Annotated in this window: 16 protein-coding genes and 1 pseudogene; 4 read left to right on the top strand and 13 right to left on the bottom strand. The window is 66.3% G+C overall.

The window, feature by feature from the left end:
- From nuoL to nuoN, 3 genes are all read left to right on the top strand, one after another.
- Complete coding sequence (nuoL, locus tag U5L98_RS14475; RefSeq protein WP_322559013.1) at window positions 1-1,884, top strand: NADH-quinone oxidoreductase subunit L; 1,884 nt, start codon at window positions 1-3, stop codon at window positions 1,882-1,884.
- Between the two features lie 67 nt (window positions 1,885-1,951).
- A complete protein-coding gene (gene nuoM, locus U5L98_RS14470; RefSeq protein WP_322559012.1) occupies window positions 1,952-3,496 on the top strand; it encodes an NADH-quinone oxidoreductase subunit M in 1,545 nt (514 codons plus the stop codon).
- The gene (nuoN, locus tag U5L98_RS14465) at window positions 3,493-4,956 is read left to right on the top strand and encodes an NADH-quinone oxidoreductase subunit NuoN (RefSeq protein WP_322559011.1); all 1,464 of its coding nucleotides are present in this window, start codon (window positions 3,493-3,495) and stop codon (window positions 4,954-4,956) included. Before nuoM ends, nuoN begins: the two co-directional genes overlap by 4 nt.
- A 67-nt stretch (window positions 4,957-5,023) precedes the next feature.
- Here the strand turns inward: nuoN and U5L98_RS14460 are convergent, their stop codons facing one another.
- The 6 genes from U5L98_RS14460 to U5L98_RS14435 form a co-directional block, all read right to left on the bottom strand.
- Window positions 5,024-6,130, bottom strand: coding sequence for a TRAP transporter substrate-binding protein (locus U5L98_RS14460; RefSeq protein ID WP_322559010.1), 1,107 nt, complete (start codon window positions 6,128-6,130; stop codon window positions 5,024-5,026).
- Between the two features lie 160 nt (window positions 6,131-6,290).
- Complete coding sequence (locus U5L98_RS14455; RefSeq protein ID WP_322559009.1) at window positions 6,291-7,694, bottom strand: TRAP transporter large permease subunit; 1,404 nt, start codon at window positions 7,692-7,694, stop codon at window positions 6,291-6,293.
- Window positions 7,694-8,260, bottom strand: a complete 567-nt coding sequence (locus U5L98_RS14450; RefSeq protein WP_322559008.1) for a TRAP transporter small permease subunit — start codon at window positions 8,258-8,260, stop codon at window positions 7,694-7,696. Before U5L98_RS14450 ends, U5L98_RS14455 begins: the two co-directional genes overlap by 1 nt.
- 118 nt (window positions 8,261-8,378) lie before the next feature.
- Window positions 8,379-9,215, bottom strand: a complete 837-nt coding sequence (locus tag U5L98_RS14445) for an endonuclease/exonuclease/phosphatase family protein (RefSeq protein ID WP_322559007.1) — start codon at window positions 9,213-9,215, stop codon at window positions 8,379-8,381.
- Between the two features lies 1 nt (window position 9,216).
- On the bottom strand, window positions 9,217-9,849 hold the full coding sequence (locus U5L98_RS14440) for a thiol:disulfide interchange protein DsbA/DsbL (RefSeq protein WP_322559006.1): 633 nt from the start codon (window positions 9,847-9,849) through the stop codon (window positions 9,217-9,219).
- Window positions 9,850-10,011: 162 nt separating this feature from the next.
- Window positions 10,012-10,632 carry a c-type cytochrome gene (locus U5L98_RS14435; protein ID WP_322559005.1) on the bottom strand — a complete coding sequence of 207 codons (621 nt, stop codon included), beginning with the start codon at window positions 10,630-10,632 and terminating at the stop codon, window positions 10,012-10,014.
- A gap of 243 nt (window positions 10,633-10,875) precedes the next feature.
- On the opposite strand from U5L98_RS14435, the gene yihA reads away from it, so the two are divergent.
- A complete protein-coding gene (gene yihA / locus U5L98_RS14430) occupies window positions 10,876-11,505 on the top strand; it encodes a ribosome biogenesis GTP-binding protein YihA/YsxC (protein ID WP_322559004.1) in 630 nt (209 codons plus the stop codon).
- Between the two features lie 35 nt (window positions 11,506-11,540).
- Here yihA and U5L98_RS14425 read toward each other — a convergent pair whose 3' ends face one another.
- From U5L98_RS14425 to argH, 7 genes and pseudogenes are all read right to left on the bottom strand, one after another.
- Window positions 11,541-12,284, bottom strand: a complete 744-nt coding sequence (locus U5L98_RS14425) for an HAD family hydrolase (RefSeq protein WP_322559003.1) — start codon at window positions 12,282-12,284, stop codon at window positions 11,541-11,543.
- Window positions 12,281-13,198: a tyrosine recombinase XerC gene (locus tag U5L98_RS14420; RefSeq protein ID WP_322559002.1), complete on the bottom strand. Its 918-nt coding sequence runs from the start codon at window positions 13,196-13,198 to the stop codon at window positions 12,281-12,283. Before U5L98_RS14420 ends, U5L98_RS14425 begins: the two co-directional genes overlap by 4 nt.
- A complete protein-coding gene (locus tag U5L98_RS14415) occupies window positions 13,195-13,911 on the bottom strand; it encodes a DUF484 family protein (protein ID WP_322559001.1) in 717 nt (238 codons plus the stop codon). Before U5L98_RS14415 ends, U5L98_RS14420 begins: the two co-directional genes overlap by 4 nt.
- Before the next feature lie 29 nt (window positions 13,912-13,940).
- Window positions 13,941-14,774: a diaminopimelate epimerase gene (gene dapF / locus U5L98_RS14410; RefSeq protein WP_322559000.1), complete on the bottom strand. Its 834-nt coding sequence runs from the start codon at window positions 14,772-14,774 to the stop codon at window positions 13,941-13,943.
- Window positions 14,774-16,054 (bottom strand): diaminopimelate decarboxylase, encoded by a 1,281-nt coding sequence (gene lysA / locus U5L98_RS14405; protein WP_322558999.1) that lies wholly within the window; start codon window positions 16,052-16,054, stop codon window positions 14,774-14,776. Before lysA ends, dapF begins: the two co-directional genes overlap by 1 nt.
- A gap of 86 nt (window positions 16,055-16,140) precedes the next feature.
- Window positions 16,141-16,257, bottom strand: a pseudogene (gene lptM / locus U5L98_RS19070) (LPS translocon maturation chaperone LptM); the annotation flags it as partial.
- Window positions 16,257-17,666 carry an argininosuccinate lyase gene (argH, locus tag U5L98_RS14395; protein WP_322558997.1) on the bottom strand — a complete coding sequence of 470 codons (1,410 nt, stop codon included), beginning with the start codon at window positions 17,664-17,666 and terminating at the stop codon, window positions 16,257-16,259. The gene argH and the pseudogene lptM, both read right to left, overlap by 1 nt.
- Window positions 17,667-17,699: the final 33 nt, after the last annotated feature.

Here is a 17,699-nt window from a genome sequence, read left to right as displayed (position 1 = left end):
ATGTCGTTGTTGCCACTGACGTTTTTACTTCCGCTGATCGGCACCCTGATCCTCGCGCTGTCGCGCGGGCGGCTCGATGCCCGTACCAGCGTGGGCATCGGGGTGAGCAGTTCGGGGCTGGCGGCTCTAGTCACCGCCTGGGTCGGCTGGCGTTTCCTGGCGGATGGCGGCCAGGGTGTTGGCATGACGCTGTGGACCTGGGTCGCGGTCGGCGACTTTCGGCCCACCATCGGTCTCTATCTGGATGGGCTGTCGTTGACCATGATGGGCATCATCACCGGCGTGGGCTTCCTGATCCACCTCTTCGCTGCCTGGTACATGCAGGCTGAAAGCGTCGGCGAGGGTAATGGCGAGCATGGATTGCGGCGCTTCTATGCCTACATGAACCTGTTCGTGGCCAGCATGCTGCTGCTGGTGCTCGGCGATAACCTGCTGCTGCTCTATCTGGGCTGGGAGGGCGTGGGGCTGTGCAGCTACCTGCTGATCGGCTACTACTACCGGACCGCGGCCAACGGCTGGGCGGCCTTCAAGGCCTTCATCGTCACTCGCCTGGGCGATGTCTTCCTGGCGCTTGGCCTGTTCCTGCTGTTCCGCGAGCTGGGCACCCTGGATATCGGCGAGATCCTCGTTCGTGCCCCCGAAGTCTGGCAGGAGGGAGACTGGCAGCCCCGGCTGGCGGCGCTGCTGATCCTCGGCGGCGCGCTGGGCAAGTCGGCCCAGTTGCCGCTGCATACCTGGCTGCCCGACGCCATGGCGGGCCCCACCCCGGTCTCGGCCCTGATCCATGCGGCCACCATGGTCACCGCCGGGGTCTATCTGATAGCCCGCATGCACGGCATCTTCGAGCTGGCGCCGGACGTGCTCACCCTGGTCGCGGTGATCGGTGCGTTGACGCTTCTCATGGCAGGCTTCGCCGCGCTCGCCCAGACCGACATCAAGCGCGTGCTGGCTTACTCGACCATGAGCCAGATCGGCTACATGTTCCTGGCCCTGGGCGTCGGTGCCTATGACGCGGCCATCTTCCATCTGATGACTCACGCCTTCTTCAAGGCGCTGCTGTTCCTCTCTGCCGGCGCCGTGATCGTCAGCTGCCATCACGAGCAGGACATGCGCCGGCTCGGGGGGCTGTGGCGCAGGTTGCCGCTGCCCTACGCGGGCTTCGTGATCGGCGGTGCGGCGCTGGCGGCGCTGCCGCTGGTCACCGCCGGCTTCTACAGCAAGGACGAGATCCTCTGGGAGGCGCTGGCCGCCGGCCAGGGGGGGCTGCTGCTGGCGGGGCTGGTCGGTGCCTTGCTGACCTCGCTGTACACGGTGCGGCTGATCATCGGAACCTTCCATGGCCAGCCACAAAGCGATCATGCCCGGCATGCCAAGACGGGCCGTGGCCCGGCGCATGGCCTGCCGTTGATCGTGCTGGCGGTATTGTCGACCTTTCTCGGCGCCTGGATCGAGCCGCCACTGTCCGGCGTGCTGCCCTCCGGAGCCGGGGCCGAGGCCCATGGCATGGGACACACGGCACTGGGCATCGTCGCCGCGGTCGTCTCGCTGAGCGGGGTGGCCATCGCAGCCTGGCTGTACCTGGCTCGCCAGCAGTGGCTGGCCGAGCGCGTCGCCGGCGGATGGGAGGCACGGTTATGGCGTCTCTGGAATCACGCCTGGGGATTCGATATCGCCTATGATCGGCTGTTCGTGCGGCCCTATCGCGGCCTGGTCAGGCTGTTGCGCCACGACCTGTTCGACCGTTTCCTGCTGCTGGCGGGTTGGCTGTCCTGGGTGTTGCACCGTGGCCTGAGCGCGACCCAGACCGGCAGGCTGCGCTTCTATGCCGGCATGATGGCGACCGGGGTGGCGCTGGTACTGCTGGTGCTGGTGCTGTGGGGATGATGATGCCTCAGCCCCCCGCCGACAGGCAGGCGCTGCCGATGTTTCAACGACAGGGAAGGCACTGCCTATGACGCTGCTCTGGCTGATCCTGATCCCCTTCCTGGGGGGCCTGCTGTGCTGGCAGGGCGAACGCTTCGGCGATCAGGCGCCGCGCTGGATTGCGCTGGCGACGATGCTGATCGAGCTATTGATCACGCTGGGGCTATGGTTCCAGGGCGACTACCATCTGGCCAACGCCGGCATGGCCGGCGATTCGCTACGCTGGTCGATGGAGTGGCAGGTGGCATGGATTCCGCGTTTCGGCATCGATGTGCACTTGGCGCTCGATGGCTTGTCCCTGGTGCTGATCGCGCTGACCGGCTTTCTGGGGGTACTGGCGGTACTCTGCTCGTGGCACGAGATCGTGCAGCGGGTCGGCTTCTTCCATCTCAACCTGCTATGGATCCTCGGCGGGGTGGTGGGGGTGTTCCTGGCCATCGACCTCTTCCTGTTCTTCCTTTTCTGGGAAATGATGCTGGTGCCGATGTACTTCCTGATTGCGCTGTGGGGACACAGTGGCTCGGAAGGGCGCACCCGCATCCGTGCCGCGACCAAGTTCTTCATCTACACCCAGGCCAGCGGGCTGCTGATGCTGGTGTCGATCCTCGGTCTGGTGTTCGTGCATCATGCCCACACCGGCGAGTTCACCTTCGCTTACGCCGAGCTGATGCAGACGCCGCTCTCCGAGTCGACCGCGATGTGGCTGATGCTGGGCTTCTTCGTCGCCTTCGCCGTCAAGCTGCCCGTGGTTCCCCTGCATGGCTGGCTACCCGATGCCCATGCCCAGGCGCCCACCGCGGGCAGCGTCGATCTGGCAGGCATTCTACTCAAGACCGCGGCCTATGGGATGCTGCGCTTTGCCTTGCCCCTGTTTCCCGAGGCCTCGCAGGCCTTCGCGCCGGTGGCCATGACCCTGGGGCTGATCGGCATCTTCTACGGCGCACTGCTGGCCTGCAGCCAACAGGACATCAAGCGCCTGATCGCCTATACCAGCATCGCCCACATGGGCTTCGTGCTGATCGGTATCTATGCTGGCACCGAATTGGCCCTGCAGGGGGTGGTGCTGTTGATGGTGGCGCATGCCTTCTCCACGGCGGGCCTGTTCATTCTCAGTGGACAGCTCTACGAGCGCCTGCACACTCGTGACATGCGCGAGATGGGCGGCCTGTGGGGACGTCTGGGTAGCCTGCCGGGCTTCTCGCTATGTTTCGTCGCCGCGTCGTTGGGCATGCCGGGGACCGCCAACTTCCTGGGCGAGTTCCTGATCCTGTTCGGCAGCTTCCCGGTGGCCCCGTGGGTGGTGGTGATCGCCAGCGTCGGCCTGGTGTTGGCGGCGATCTACTCGCTGCTGTTGATGCAGCGGGTGCACTTCGGTCCACCGCAGGGGGAGGATCGCCTCGCCGATCTCGATGCGCGCGAATACCTGATGATGCTCTCGCTGCTGGGGCTGGTGCTGCTGTTCGGGCTCTACCCCCAGCCCCTGCTGGATACCACCGGCGCGGCCATGGGCGAGGTTCAGCGCCTGTTCGGCGCCGCCTCACAGTCGACCACTCTGCCGACGGGGGCCCCATGACGTTGACCGCGACCCACTTGTTGGCCCTGACGCCACCGATCCTGGTCTGCGCCACGGCCATCCTGGTGATGCTGGCGATCGCCTGGCAACGCCATCACACCGGCATCGTCATCATTACGGTGGCGGGGCTCACTCTGGCCCTGCTCTCGCTGATGGGCGTATCGCAGATGGCTCCTCTGGCGGCTCCGATGCTGGCGATCGACGGTCTGACGATCTTTGCCGCCGCATTGATCCTGGTCGCCGCACTGGCCTGTACGATCCTGGCGCATGCTTATCTGGCGCACCACGCCGGCCCTCGCGAGGAGTTCTACCTGCTGCTGCTGTGCGCCACGGCCGGCGGGATGGTGCTCGTGGCCAGCACGCACCTGGCGACGCTGTTCCTCGGCCTGGAACTGCTGTCGATCCCCCTCTACGGCATGCTGGCGTATGTCTATGGCGAGCGCCGTTCGCTCGAGGCGGGTGTGAAGTATCTGGTGTTGTCCGCCGCGGCGACCACCTTTCTGCTGTTCGGCATGGCGTTGTTGTACGCCGAGACGGGCCGCCTGGATATTGCCGGGCTGGCCGCGCGCCTCGACGGCGAGATCGGCGCCTGGGGGCTGGCGGGAGCAGCTCTGATGCTGATGGGGCTGAGCTTCAAGCTGTCGGTGGTGCCGTTTCACATGTGGACGCCGGATGTCTACGAGGGCGCCCCGGCTCCGGCGGCCACCTTCCTGGCCACGGCCAGCAAGGTGGCAGTTTTCATCGTGCTGTTGCGCCTGATAGTGGCTGCCCCGGTCTTTCAGGATGGCGGGCTGCACAACGTCCTGGCGGTACTGGCGATTCTCACCATGCTGGTCGGCAACCTGCTCGCGTTGACCCAGTCGAATCTCAAGCGCTTGCTGGGCTATTCCTCGATCGCCCACTTCGGCTACCTGCTGACTGCGCTGGTGATCGGTGACGGCCTGTCGATCGAGACCGCCGGTGTCTATCTGGTGACCTATCTGCTCGCCACTCTGGGGGCTTTCGGCGTGATCACGCTGATTTCCAGCCCCTATGTCGCCGGTGCCCACGACGGCACGGACGCGGCAGGCCTGCACCTTTATCGCGGACTGTTCTGGCGGCGCCCCTACCTGACCGCCGTGCTGACGATCACCCTGCTCTCATTGGCGGGCATTCCCTTCACCGCAGGCTTTATCGGCAAGTTCTACATCATCGCCCTGGGCGTCGAGGCCGAACGCTGGTGGCTGGTGGGCGCGGTGATCGTGGGGAGTGCCATCGGACTTTTCTATTACCTGCGCGTGATGGTTACGCTGTTTCTCGCCGAACCTGGCATGCAACGCCGTGACGCCCCCGAGAACTGGGCGATCCATGCCGCTGGCGTGATCGTGCTGGGAACGGCTGCACTGGTGATCGCGCTGGGGATCTATCCGGTTCCGATGATCGCGTGGGCGCAGAGTATCAGCGTGCTGGCCAGCGGCTGACGTGCCGCTGGCGGAGAGGAGGGAAGTGCCATGCCATCGGGCATCGGGCCCGATGGCGATCAGGCGGTTACTCGGCAGTGTCCCCCTCGGGGTTGCGCGCGTTGTAGTAGGCCTGCTCGGAAATGGCGTGGTAGTCGACCACCTTCTTTTGGAAAGCCTGGTAGGAGTCGTAGATCTCTTGCGCCATCTCGCTCGACTCGGCGAGCTCGGCGACCACGTCGGCGGAGTGCTCCTTGGCCTGGGCCAGGACGTCGTCCGGCAGGCGACGCAGCTCCACCCCGTGCTCATTGACCAGGGTCTCCAGGGCATCGTTGTTACGCGCGGTGTACTCGTCCAGCACGTCGGCGTTGATGTCACGCACCGCGGTGCGCAGTATCGCCTGTAGGTCGGCGGGCAGCGAGGCATAGGCCTCCTCGTTGATGATCGCCTCGAACATCACGGTCGGCTCATGCCAGCCCGGGTAGTAGTAGTAGTCGGCGGCCTGATGCAGGCCGAAGGCCAGATCGTTGTAGGGGCCGATCCACTCGGTGGCGTCGATGGCGCCGGACTGCAGCGAAGTGAAGATCTCGCCGCCAGGCATGTTGACGATGGCCACGCCCATGCGGTCCATCACCTCGCCGCCCAGGCCCGGCATGCGCATCTTCAGGCCATCCAGGTCATCGACGGAGTTGATCTCCTTGTTGTACCAGCCGCCCATCTGCACGCCGGAGGCACCGGCGACCAGCACATCGACGCCGAAGTCGTCGTAGAGCTCGTTCCACAGTTCGAGGCCGCCACCGTAGTGCAGCCAGGCGTTCATCTCCTGGGCATTCATGCCAAAGGGCACGGCAGCGAAGAACTGGGCCGCCGGCGCCTTGCCCTTCCAGTAGTAGGAGGCGGAGTGGCCGAGCTCGGCGGTGCCCTGCGAGACGGCGTCGAACACCTCGAAGCCCGGCACCAGCTGGCCGGCCCCGAAGACCTCGATGGTCAGGCGGCCGTCGGACATCTCTTCGACGATTTTCGCCAGGCGCTCGGGCCCCTGGCCGACGCCCGGGAAGTTCTTCGGCCAGGAAGTAACCATCTTCCACTCGAAGGTTTCCTGGGCCTGGGCCACGTTATCGACGCTGGAGACCAGCATCAGGCCGGAGACGGCGCCGCTCATGGCCACGGCGACAGCGAGTGATCTGAGTTTCATGTGCTTTCCCTCTGGATATTGTGGGTGTTGTCTTGGAAAGCCCTCTTGGGGGCTGGCATGTATCCGGTGGCCCTTGTGGGGCCCCGGGTGGAACCGAAAACGACATGTCCCGGCGTTACCGGCTCGCACGGATCGGTAGCCTTGGTGTCATGTCGGCCGGTCAGAACTGATCCGGCAGCCAGGTAGCCAGCTCCGGGAACCAGGCCAGGGCCAGCAGCATGCAGAGTTGCAGCCCGATGAACGGGATCACCCCTTTGTAGATCGCCGAGGTGGGCACCGAGTCCGGAGCCACGCCGCGCAGATAGAAGAGGGCGAAGCCGAAGGGCGGCGTCAGGAAAGAGGTCTGCAGGTTGATGGCGATCATGATGCCCAGCCAGACGGGGTCTACCCCCATCGCCAGCAGGATCGGCCCGACGATGGGCACCACCACGAAGGTAATCTCGATGAAGTCGAGGATGAAGCCGAGCAGGAAGATCACCAGCATCACGATGAGGGTGGCTCCTACCACGCCGCCGGGCATGTTCTCGAACAGGTCGGTGACCAGTTCCTCGCCGCCGTAGGCGCGGAACACCAGCGAGAAGAGCGCCGCACCGATCAGGATCATGAATACCATGGTGGTGACATGGGTCGTAGAGCGCAGCACCTCCTTGAGAGTCTGGATGTTCAGGCGCCGATAGGCTAGAGCCAGGATCATCGCACCGAAGGCACCGACACCGGCTGCCTCGGTGGGCGTGGCGAAACCACCGAGAATCGAACCCAGCACGGCAACGATCAGCACGAGGGGTGGCACTAGCCCCTTGAGCAACAAGAACCCCAAGCCTCCTTCATGGCCCAGCTCTTCCATCAGCTCTTGGCGATCGGCGGGTGGGGCGGATTGCGGCCTGAGCCAGGCGATCACGGAGACATAGGCGATGTAGAGCAACACCAGGGCGAGCCCGGGCACTAGGGCACCCATGAACAGATCGCCTACCGAGACTGTCTTGGGGCTGAAGATGCCCATGGAGAGCTGGGCCTGCTGGTAGGCGGAGGAGAGCACGTCGCCTAGCAGCACCAGGGCGATGGAGGGGGGGATGATCTGTCCCAGGGTGCCGGTGGCGCAGATGGTGCCGGTGGCCAGCGGCATGCTGTAACCGCGCTTGAGCATGGTCGGTAGCGACATCAGGCCCATGGTCACCACGGTGGCGCCGACGATGCCGGTGGAGGCGGCCAGCAGCATCCCCACAAGGGTCACCGAGATGCCCAGGCCCCCGCGTAGTGAGCCGAACAGCAGCGCCATGGCATCGAGCAGGTGCTCGGCGACCTTGGACTTCTCCAGCAGCACGCCCATCAGCACGAACAACGGGACCGCCAGCAGGGTCTGGTTGGTCATGATGCCGTAGAGGCGATTGGGGAAGGCGCCCAGGTAGCCGCCATCGAAGTGGGCATCGATTCCCAGTGCCTCGAGGCCCAGCCCCAGGCCGGCGAAGGCCAGGGCGGTACCGGCCAGCGACAGGGCAACGGGATAGCCGGCCATCAGCACCATGCAGATGACCACAAAGAGCACCAGGGGCATCAACTCCAGCATTACAGCCGCTCCTCGACATGGGGTTTGTCGTCGTTGTCATCGGGTGGCGCCAGGCGCCCGGTGAGAACCAGGAAATGGCGGCTGGCTTCCACCAGCGCCTGCAGGAGCATCAGCACGGCGAAGAGCGGGATCAGCGTCTTGAGCAGGAAGATGCCGGGGATGCCGCCGGTATCGGGTGAGCCCTCGAGAATACTCCAGGACCTGCCGACGTAGTTCAGGCTCGTGAGGATCACGAAGACCATTACCGGGAGTAGCAGGAAGAGGGTGCCGCAGAGGTCGACCAGCGCCTTGCGCTTCGGAGTCATGGCACGGTAGAAGATATCCACACGCACATGGCCATCGTGCTTCAGGGTCCAGGCTGCGGCCAGCATGAACACCACGGCGTGCATGTACATCACCGACTCCTGCATGGGGATGCTGTTGAAGTTGAAGGCGTAGCGCAGCACCACGATCAGGAACTGGATGAGCATCATCGGCAAGACAAGCCAGGAGACGCTCCTGCCGAGCCATTCCGAGGCACGGTCTAGCCAGGCGATGACGCCTGGTAGCTCGCGGGATTGGGCCATAGGTACGGATCTCGCTGTTTCGGACTTTGCATCTGGTAAGGATTAAGGGTCGCACACCGGGGAGCAGGCGGCAGCCAATCGCACCAACGATGACTATACGGTGCTCGCGCGTTGGCCGTTAGTGTCTCGGCTTCTCAGCCTCGCGCCGGGTGGCGGCCAGGCAGGTTTCCAGGCAGGCCTCGGGAAGTCGCACGTCCACGGCGATGGGCAGGTGATCCGAGAAGAGGTGGTCGAGTACCCGCACCTCGTCGGCGTGGAGGGACTCCGACAGCAGAATATGGTCCAGGGCCCGGCGGGGCTGCCAGGAGGGGTAGCTGAGCGGCGGGCGCACCGGATGGAGCGGCAGCGAGGCACGAAAGCGCTGGTGGCCGTGGAGCTGTTCAGGCGTGCAGTTGAGGTCGCCCATTACCACCACGTGTCGCAGCGGCTGGATGATCTCGCTGAGGTAGTCGAGCTGGCGCACCCGGCCCCGATGACTCAGTGCCAGGTGGGCGACGAACAGGTGCAGGGCATCGGAACCTTCGCCGTAGCGGGCATGGATGGCGCCACGACCGGGTAGGGTGCCGGGCAGGCGGTACTCCTCGATGCGGGTCGGGGCCAGTCGCGACAGCAGCCCGTTGCTGTGCTGGGCAATGCGGCCCAGGTTGCGGTTGAGCTGCTGGAAGTGGTGGGGAAAACCGGCATGGCTGGCCAGGTACTCCACCTGATTGATCTGATTCGAACGGAAGCTCCCACCGTCGGCTTCCTGGAGGCCGACGATGTCGAAGCGACCGAGAACCTCGCCGATCATGTCCAGACGCCGTAGCCGGTTCGGGTGCGGTAGCAGGTGCTGCCAACTGCGCGTCAGGTAATGATGGTAGGCCGAGGTCTGTATGCCCACCTGCAGATTGAAGGTGAGCAGCTTCAGGTGGCCGCCATCGAGCAGCGGCGTCCTTGCCTCGGCCAGATGGGACATTTCAGTCTGCGCGCTCCTCACGGACTCTTTCGACCAGGGCGCCCGCTACCTGCGGCATGTTGTCGAGGCTACCGGCTGAGCTCGGCGAGACCAGGTAACGGCCATCGACGATCAGTGCCGGGACGCCCATCAACTGCATCTGGCGCATGCGGGCATGCGCCTGATTCACCTTGCCCTTGACGCCAAAGGAGCCCAGCGCCTCCTGGGCTTCGGCCTCGCTGACGCCGTAGTCGCTGAAGAACTCGGCGATGGCGTCGGGATCTGTCAGGTCGCGGCCTTCCTCATGGATGGCGTGGAAGAAATCGTCATGAAGGTCGTCGAGAATCCCCAGTTGCTGGGCCGCGTAGAAGGCGAAGGCATGGGTGTTCCAGTCGCCGCCCATGGTGGCAGGCATGCGCTGGAAGGCGACGTCCTCGGGCTGTTCGGCAACCCAGGCGTTGAGAGGCTCCTCCAGGTTGTAACAGTGGGGACAGCCATACCAGAAGGCCTCGGTTACCTCGATACGCCCCTCCTCGACCTGGGTTTCCACCGGGTTGTCGAGCACCTCGTAGTGCTCGCCCTCGACGAGGGACTGGGCGGTGGCCAGGCCCGGTAGGGCGAGGCCAGCGAGGACGAGCATCAGGGGCTTGAGCATGGGGTTCTCCTTGAATGAATCGTTGGACAGGCGGCACATCGCCGGCTTTGATTCCTGCCCGAGAGTGGGGTTCCCCGCCGACGCCGAGGGGGGACCCAAACGCCGAGGGCGACCATAGGCCGCCCTCGGCGTGTCAGCGTATAGCGCGCCGGGCCAGCAGCTTCAGTGCAGACCGAGCACGTAGTTGGCTACCGCTTCCATGTCGTCATCGCTCAGCTTGGAGGCGATGTTGCCCATCATGTTGGCCGGGTCGTTGTTGCGCGCCCCGGAGGCGAAGTCCTGGAGGGTGCTCAGAATGTAGTCGGGGTGTTGGCCGGAGAGCGCCGGATAAACGGCCGTGCCGATGCCCTCGCCGGTGGGCGAGTGGCAGGCGGCACAGGCGGGGACGCCCTTGGCCATGTCGCCGGCACGGTAGAGCTCGCGGCCACGCTCGATCAGCGCTTCGTCGGCGTCGGCCTGGCCCAGAGCCGGTTCCTGCCCGGCGTAGAACTTGGCCACGTCCCAGGCATCCTGGTCGGAGAAGTTGTCCACCTGTCCGGCCATCTGGGCAACCTCTCTGCGCCCGTCTCGGATATCCATGATCTGTTTGGCCAGATAGGAGGCCTGCTGTCCGGCCAGGTTGGGGAAGGCGCCGGACGGGCTGATGCCCTGCTGGCCGTGGCAGGCGGCACAGGCCTGCGCCTTGTCCTTGCCCGCCGCCGCATCGGCATCCGCTTGAAGGTCTGCATGGGCCACGCCGACGGCGCCCACGGTGATTGCCAGGCTTGCCAGTAGATTTCTCATCGCTGTTCCACTTTCCCGTTACGTTATTGGCCGGTACGTCCCCCGGGTGCCGCCCGATCCTCGAGGCCGGGTGCCCTCTGGCCGGTCGTCGCTGACGCCCTGTGGTCGGTCGCTGACGGACGGAGCACGGTGATATACTGATGCGCCCCGGGTCGCAGACAAAGACACTGCATTATAACGGAACACCAGAGCCGCGGGAATGCAACCCGTGATGCCCTCGATCAACGTCAGGACTTTCCCGCGATGTCGCGACTCAACGCTCACCTCAATTATCAGGCTTCGCGCTTTCTCATCAGCGCCCCGACCCTGGCCAAGTGCCCCCCGGACGACGGTGCCGAGGTGGCCTTCGCTGGCCGTTCCAATGCCGGAAAGTCCAGCGCCATCAATGCCCTGACGCGGCAGAAGGCATTGGCCCGCACCTCCAAGACCCCGGGGCGTACCCAACTGATCAACTTCTTCACGCTGGGCGAAGACAGTGGCCACCGGCTAGTCGATCTGCCGGGTTACGGTTATGCCAAGGTGCCCGAGCAGGTCAAGCTGGAGTGGCAGCGTCATCTCTCCGATTACCTGCGCCGCCGTGGCTCGCTGCGTGGCCTGGTGCTGGTGATGGATGTGCGCCATCCGTTGACCGAATTCGATCAGACCCTGCTTGGCTGGGCCGATGAGGCCGGCATGCCGGTGCACATACTGTTGACCAAGGCCGACAAGCTCAAGAGTGGTGCAGCGAAGAGCGCCCTGCAACAGGTTCGCTCGCGGCTGCGCGAATGGGAAGACCTGGTGAGCATCCAGCTCTTCTCTGCTCTCAAGAAGCAGGGCATCGAGGAGGTGCACGAGCGCCTCGACCAGTGGCTGCTGGCGCCTGAACGAGGCTGACCCGCGGGCCGATCAGAATCAGACTTGGTCGGCGCCTAATCCGAACGTTCCAGTCGTTGGATCAACTCCGGTAGTTCCCGCACGTGCTTCAGTCTATACACCCCCGCGGGGAGCTCGCCGGCATGGGGCGTGTCGGGGGCGATCCAGGCCGCACGCATGCCCAGGCGTAGGGCCGGCAACACGTCCTCCTGCCAGGAATCTCCCACATGCAGCGCCCGGGAGGCTGGGGTGGAGAGTCGCGCCAGGGCGGCGAGGAAGGGGCGGGCGTCCGGCTTGGGGGCCTGGATCTCCCCGGCGGCGATGCTTACCCGGAAGTGGCGATGCAGCGCCAGGCGATGCAGCGCCAGATTGCCGTTGGTGATCGAGCCCAGCCGGTAGCGGACGCCGAGCTCGCAGAGCAGGGGTTCGACTTCGGGATGAGGCGATACATCGATGCGCAGGGCGTGGAAGCGAGCCATGGTCGCGGCGGCCCACAGCCAGGCGGCACTGCGCGGCAGCCCGAAGGTCTCCAGGAGCTCGACGAGGGCGCGTTCACGCAGCCAGCTGAAATCACCGCGACGTAACGGATGTTGCTCAGCGAGGCGTTGGCGACTCTCCTGGTAGGCCGCCAGCGGGAAGCGCTCGGCAAAGCGGCCGAGATGCGTTTCTCCGCGGCGCGCCAGCCAGGCGCTCAGGACCTCGTCGAGCCAGGCGTAGTGGTCGGTCTCGGTGCGCGTCATCACGCCGCGGTTGTCCCACAGGGTGTCGTCGAGATCGAAGGTGATCGCCTGCAGGCTCATGAGGGCTCCCCGCCATCGTCGGAGTGGCGGCGTGCTCGGGGATGGGCCGCGTCGTAGCTGGCCGCCAGGTGCTGCCAGTCGAGCCGAGTGTAGACCTGGGTGGTGGCGAGGTCCGCATGGCCAAGAAGCTCCTGCACGGCCCGCAGGTCCTGGCTCGACTCCAGCAGGTGGCTGGCGAAGGAGTGGCGCAACCGGTGCGGATGGAGGTGCTCGGCCAAGCCTCTGGCCTTTGCCAGTTCGGCCAGCCGTTTCTGGATGGCGCGATGGCCCAGCCGAGCCCCGCGGACTCCGACGAAAAGCGCCTGCGTGTCGCGGCTGGCCAGCTGATCGCGGACGTCTCGCCAAGCGTCTAGGGCCTGGCGCGCTCGCCGTCCCACGGGCACCTGGCGGGGCTTGCCACCCTTGCCAAGTACTCGCACTCGCTGGGGCTGGAGGTCGCCGAGGTCCAGCGCTGCCAGCTCGGCCAGGCGCAGGCCGCTCGAATAGAAGAGCTCCAGCATCGCCTGGTCGCGCCGGGCCAGGGGCGAGTCGTCGTGGGGCGAGTCGAGGAAGTGGGCCAGCTGGTCCACATCCAGAGGCCGCGGCAGGTGCCGGGGCTGGCGCGGCGTCCGCACCAGAGGCACCGGGTTGTGGCGGAGCCGACCGGCCTCTACCAGATGCCTGGCGAAGCCCGAGATGGCCGCTCGCCGTCGGGCCAGGCTGCGTGGAGCCTGGCCTCGCATACGCTCGCTGCCCAGGAAACGGCGAAGCAGGGCGGCATCCAGCCGGGACCAGTCGTCCACGGCCTCGGCCTCGAGAAAGTCCATCAGGGCCGCCAGATCACGCCGATAGGCGCTCACCGTGGCCGGACTGGCGGTGCGCGCCAACCCGGCCAGAAAGACCTCCACCTCGTGGTCCAGCGCGCGCCCCGTCACGAGGAGGCCGGCGCCTGGCGCACCAGCAGCCGCGCTACCACCTCGCCTACATACTCGGTGAACAGGGTGTCCATGCTGGCGCGGAAGTGGTCCGGATCGTGACTCGCCAGCACCAGGTAGCCCAGCGGTTCGCCCAGGGTGAGTCGTGACAGGGCGCAGGAGCCGGCCTTGTCGGGCGCCGGGACATGGGGCAGCAGACGCTTCCAGTCGGTCGGCGTCAGTCGCGTGCAGCGGCTGGTGCGGCCGTCGAGCAGGGCAGCCAGGCGCTGGCCGGCATGGTCATCGAGGACCTGGCGCGGGGGCTGGGGCGGCAGAGGCTCGGCATCGGTCAGGCTGGCCGGGCACCATAATGCCACCGCCGGGGTATTGAAGCGCTCGGCGAGCTGAGTGGCCAGCGCCTGGCCCAGGGCATCGTTGTCCTCGGCCTCGAGCAGCGCCAGCACCAGCTCCCGGGTGCGGCGATACTGGCCCTCGTTGTGGCGAGCCGACTCCAGCAGCTGTTCCAGGCGCCATTCGGCTTGCTCGGCACGGGAGCGCAAATCGTGGACCAGGCGTTCGAGCAGCGAGGTGGTGCCGCGGGCCTCTGGATGCGGCACCTTGAGCTGCTGCAACAGGCCCTCGCGCCCGACGAAGAAGTCCGGATGACAGGCCAGCCACTGGGCCACCCGGTCGGGGTCGAGGGTCTTGTGCGGGTCGGGGGCGGCTCGGGTCATGGCAGCTTCTCCTCTGGTGGCGGGGCGGCTCAGTTCAAGATGACGCGGCCGTCGAAGACGCACTCGGCGGGGCCGGTCATGATCAGGGAGGCATCGTCGCCGGCCCAGTCGATACGCAGGTCGCCGCCGCGCAGGTGCACGGTGACCGGGCTCGTGAGCAGCCCCTGGCGAATGCCGCTGGCCACCGCGGCGCAGGCGCCGGTGCCGCAGGCCAGGGTCTCGCCGCTGCCGCGTTCATACACCCTCAGGCGGATCTCGTGGGGCGTCACCACCTGCATGAAACCCGCGTTGACCCGCCGGGGGAAGCACGGATGAGCCTCGAGGGCCGGCCCCAGACGCTCGACGGGGGCCGTTTCGACGTCCTCGACGCGCAGCACTGCATGGGGATTGCCCATCGAGGCCACGCCTACCTCGAGGCGCTCGCCGTCTACCTCCAGCGGGTGGAGCACCCGGTCCTCGGCGGCCTCGAAGGGCAGCGTCTCGGGCGCGAAGCGTGGTGCACCCATGTCGACGCTGACCCGGCCGTCGTCCTCGACCCTCAGGGTCAGCGGGCCGCCCGCGGTCTCGACACGAATCTCGTGCTTGTGGGTCAGGCGCTGATCGCGCACGAAGCGCGCGAAGCAGCGGGCACCGTTGCCGCAGTTTTCCACCTCGCTGCCGTCGGCGTTGTAGATCCGGTAGCGGAAATCCATCTCCGGATCCCGCGGCGGCTCGACGACCAGTAGCTGGTCGAAGCCGATGCCAAAGCGCCGGTCGGCCAACTGGCGGATCTGGTCGTTCGTCAAGTGTGCCCGCTGGGTGACCAGATCGACCACCATGAAATCGTTGCCCAGCCCCTGCATCTTGGTGAAGTGCAGCAGCATCAGCGTGACTCCCCCTGGTCGTCGGGCAGCACTGACTCCCCCGCCCAGAGCTCCTCCAGCCGTTCGCGGCGGCGCACCAGGTGGACCCGGTCGCCGTCGACCATTACCTCGGCGGGGCGCGGGCGGCTGTTGTAGTTCGAGGCCATCGCGAAGCCGTAGGCGCCGGCTGAGCGCACTGCCAGCAGGTCGCCGGCGGCGATGGCGAGCGCGCGGTCCTTGCCGAGGAAGTCGCCGGTCTCGCAAACCGGGCCGACCACGTCGTAGGTGGCGGTGTCACGCGGCTTGCGAGTATCCACTGCCAGGATCGTCTGCCACGCCTGGTAGAGGGCAGGGCGGATCAGGTCGTTCATGCCGGCATCGACGATGGCGAAATTCTTTGTCTCGCCGGGCTTGAGATATTCGACCCGGGTCAACAGGACGCCGGCATTGGCGGCGATGGAGCGGCCCGGCTCGAAGAGCAGTGTCAGGTGCTTGCTGCCCTCCCAGCGGGAGAGGCGCTCGATCAGGGCGGTGGCATAGTCGAAGGGCGCCGGCGGGTGTTCGTCGCGGTAGGGCACGCCGAGCCCGCCGCCCAGGTCCAGGTGTTGCACCTCGATGCCGCGCTCGCGCAGGCGCTCGAGCAGCGCCAGCAGGCGGTCCAGAGCGTCGAGGAAGGGCGAGAGCTCGGTGAGCTGGGAACCGATATGGCAGTCCAGGCCGGTGATGCGCAGATTGGGGAGTGTGGCGGCCAGCTGGTAGACGGCCAGCGCCTCGTCCACCGGGATGCCGAACTTGTTGTCCTTGAGCCCTGTGGAGATATAGGGATGGCTGCCGGCGTCCACGTCCGGATTGACCCGCAGCGACACCGGGGCGACCTTGCCGACTCGGCCGGCTACGGCGTCGAGGCGCTCGAGCTCCGGGCGTGATTCGACGTTGAAGCACTTGATGCCCACCTCCAGGGCGCGGGTCATCTCGGCCTCCTGCTTGGCGACACCGGAGAATACCACCCGCGCCGGATCGCCTCCGGCGGCCAGCACCCGCTCCAGCTCACCCACGGAGACGATATCGAAGCCGGCGCCGAGCCTTGCCAGCAGTCCCAGCACCGCCAGGTTGGAGTTGGCCTTCACCGCATAGCAGATCAGGTGGGGGTGGCTGCCCAGCGCCTCGGTGTAGGCGCGGAAATGGCGTGCCAGGGTGGCCCGTGAATAGACGTAGCACGGCGTGCCGAATTCGTCGGCGATGCGTGTGAGCGGCATGTCCTCGCCGTAGAGGACGCCGTCGCGGTATTCGAAATGATCCATGCCTAGCTCTCGTCGTCTCGGGCGGTGTCGTCGTCCTGCAGGGCCGCGTCCTCGTCCGACGCTTCCTGCTGGCCGGCAGGGTCGTAGCGCTCGGCGGCCGCCTCATCGCCGGGCAGGTAGAGCGGGCCCTTCTGGCCGCAGCCGGCCAGGGCCAGTCCCGCGGCCACGCCCAAGGCCAGGGTCAGGGGGACGAGATGACGCATCAGGCCTGGCCCATCAGGGCGTCACGCGCCCGCTGGGCGGCGGCGCGCACCTGGTCCGGGGCGGTGCCGCCGATATGGTTGCGGGCGGCCACCGAGCCCTCCAGCGTCAGCACCTCGAAGACGTCCGCCTCGATGGTATCCGAGAACTGGCGAAGTTCCTCGAGGGTCATCTCGGAAAGATCCTTCTGCTCCCTGAGGCCGAAGGCCACGGACTGGCCGACGATCTCGTGGGCATCCCGGAAGGCCACGCCCTTGCGTACCAGATAGTCGGCGAGGTCGGTGGCGGTGGAGAAGCCGCGGCGGGCGGCTTCGGCCATGCTCGCTTTCTTGGGTTCGATGGCCGGCACCATGTCGGCGAAGGCACGCAGGCAGCCCTTGACGGTATCCAGGCTGTCGAACAGCGGCTCCTTGTCTTCCTGATTGTCCTTGTTGTAGGCCAGCGGCTGGGATTTCATCAGGGTCAGCAAGCCCACCAGATGGCCGTAGACCCGCCCGGTCTTGCCGCGCACCAGCTCGGGTACATCCGGGTTCTTCTTCTGCGGCATGATCGAGGAGCCTGTGCAGAAGCGGTCAGGCAGGTCGATGAAGTCGAACTGGGCGCTGGTCCATAGCACCAGCTCTTCGCTCATGCGCGACAGGTGCATCAGCAGGATGCTGGCGAACGCTGTGAACTCGATGGCGAAGTCGCGATCGCTCACCGCATCGAGGCTGTTCTCGGCGGGACGCTCGAAGCCCAGCAGCTCGGCGGTGACATGGCGGTCGATGGGATAGGTGGTGCCGGCCAGCGCCGCGGCACCCAGCGGCATCACGTTGACCCGCCGGCGGCAGTCGAGCAGGCGTTCATGGTCGCGGGCCACCATCTCCTGCCAGGCCAGCAGATGGTGGCCGAAGGTGACGGGCTGCGCGGTCTGCAGGTGGGTGAAGCCTGGCATGATGGTATCGGCCTCGCGATCGGCCAGCGTGATCAGCCCTTCGCGCAGGCGGGCCAGCTCGGCGTCGACTACGTCGATCTCGTCGCGCAGGAAAAGGCGGATGTCGGTGGCCACCTGGTCGTTGCGCGAGCGGCCGGTGTGCAGTTTCTTGCCGGTGATGCCGATCTTCTCGGTGAGTCGCGCCTCGATGTTCATGTGCACGTCTTCCAGGGCGACCGACCAGGCGAACTCGCCACGCTCGATTTCGCCGCGTACCTCGCCGAGGCCTTCGATGATCGCGTCACGCTCCTCGTCGGTCAGCACGCCGACCCGGGCCAGCATGGTGGCATGGGCGATGGATCCCTGGATATCGTGGAGGGCGAGGCGCTGGTCGAAGTCGACCGAGGCGGTGAAGCGTTCGACGAAGGCATCGGTGGGCTCGCTGAAGCGGCCACCCCAGGACTGGTTGGTGCCGGGGCTGGGTGAACTAGGGCTCATCGGGCTGGGCATCCTGCTAGACGATTGCGATGG

The organism is Halomonas sp. (assembly GCF_034520545.1).
Lineage (GTDB): Bacteria > Pseudomonadota > Gammaproteobacteria > Pseudomonadales > Halomonadaceae > Halomonas.
The sequence above is the reverse complement of the archived record's forward strand: the minus strand, read 5'-3'. Positions and strand labels throughout refer to the sequence as shown.

What these genes read in the sequence shown, in the direction of transcription:
- U5L98_RS14425 (WP_322559003.1), bottom strand. Translation starts at nt 12,284, where the DNA reads ATGAGCCTGCAGGCGATCACCTTCGATCTCGACGACACCCTGTGGGAC.
- nuoN (WP_322559011.1), top strand. Translation starts at nt 3,493, where the DNA reads ATGACGTTGACCGCGACCCACTTGTTGGCCCTGACGCCACCGATCCTG.
- nuoM (WP_322559012.1), top strand. Translation starts at nt 1,952, where the DNA reads ATGACGCTGCTCTGGCTGATCCTGATCCCCTTCCTGGGGGGCCTGCTG.
- U5L98_RS14450 (WP_322559008.1), bottom strand. Translation starts at nt 8,260, where the DNA reads ATGGCCCAATCCCGCGAGCTACCAGGCGTCATCGCCTGGCTAGACCGT.
- argH (WP_322558997.1), bottom strand. Translation starts at nt 17,666, where the DNA reads ATGAGCCCTAGTTCACCCAGCCCCGGCACCAACCAGTCCTGGGGTGGC.
- U5L98_RS14445 (WP_322559007.1), bottom strand. Translation starts at nt 9,215, where the DNA reads ATGTCCCATCTGGCCGAGGCAAGGACGCCGCTGCTCGATGGCGGCCAC.
- dapF (WP_322559000.1), bottom strand. Translation starts at nt 14,774, where the DNA reads ATGCTGCTGCACTTCACCAAGATGCAGGGGCTGGGCAACGATTTCATG.
- nuoL (WP_322559013.1), top strand. Translation starts at nt 1, where the DNA reads ATGTCGTTGTTGCCACTGACGTTTTTACTTCCGCTGATCGGCACCCTG.
- yihA (WP_322559004.1), top strand. Translation starts at nt 10,876, where the DNA reads ATGTCGCGACTCAACGCTCACCTCAATTATCAGGCTTCGCGCTTTCTC.
- U5L98_RS14455 (WP_322559009.1), bottom strand. Translation starts at nt 7,694, where the DNA reads ATGCTGGAGTTGATGCCCCTGGTGCTCTTTGTGGTCATCTGCATGGTG.
- U5L98_RS14435 (WP_322559005.1), bottom strand. Translation starts at nt 10,632, where the DNA reads ATGAGAAATCTACTGGCAAGCCTGGCAATCACCGTGGGCGCCGTCGGC.
- U5L98_RS14460 (WP_322559010.1), bottom strand. Translation starts at nt 6,130, where the DNA reads ATGAAACTCAGATCACTCGCTGTCGCCGTGGCCATGAGCGGCGCCGTC.
- U5L98_RS14440 (WP_322559006.1), bottom strand. Translation starts at nt 9,849, where the DNA reads ATGCTCAAGCCCCTGATGCTCGTCCTCGCTGGCCTCGCCCTACCGGGC.
- lysA (WP_322558999.1), bottom strand. Translation starts at nt 16,054, where the DNA reads ATGGATCATTTCGAATACCGCGACGGCGTCCTCTACGGCGAGGACATG.
- U5L98_RS14415 (WP_322559001.1), bottom strand. Translation starts at nt 13,911, where the DNA reads ATGACCCGAGCCGCCCCCGACCCGCACAAGACCCTCGACCCCGACCGG.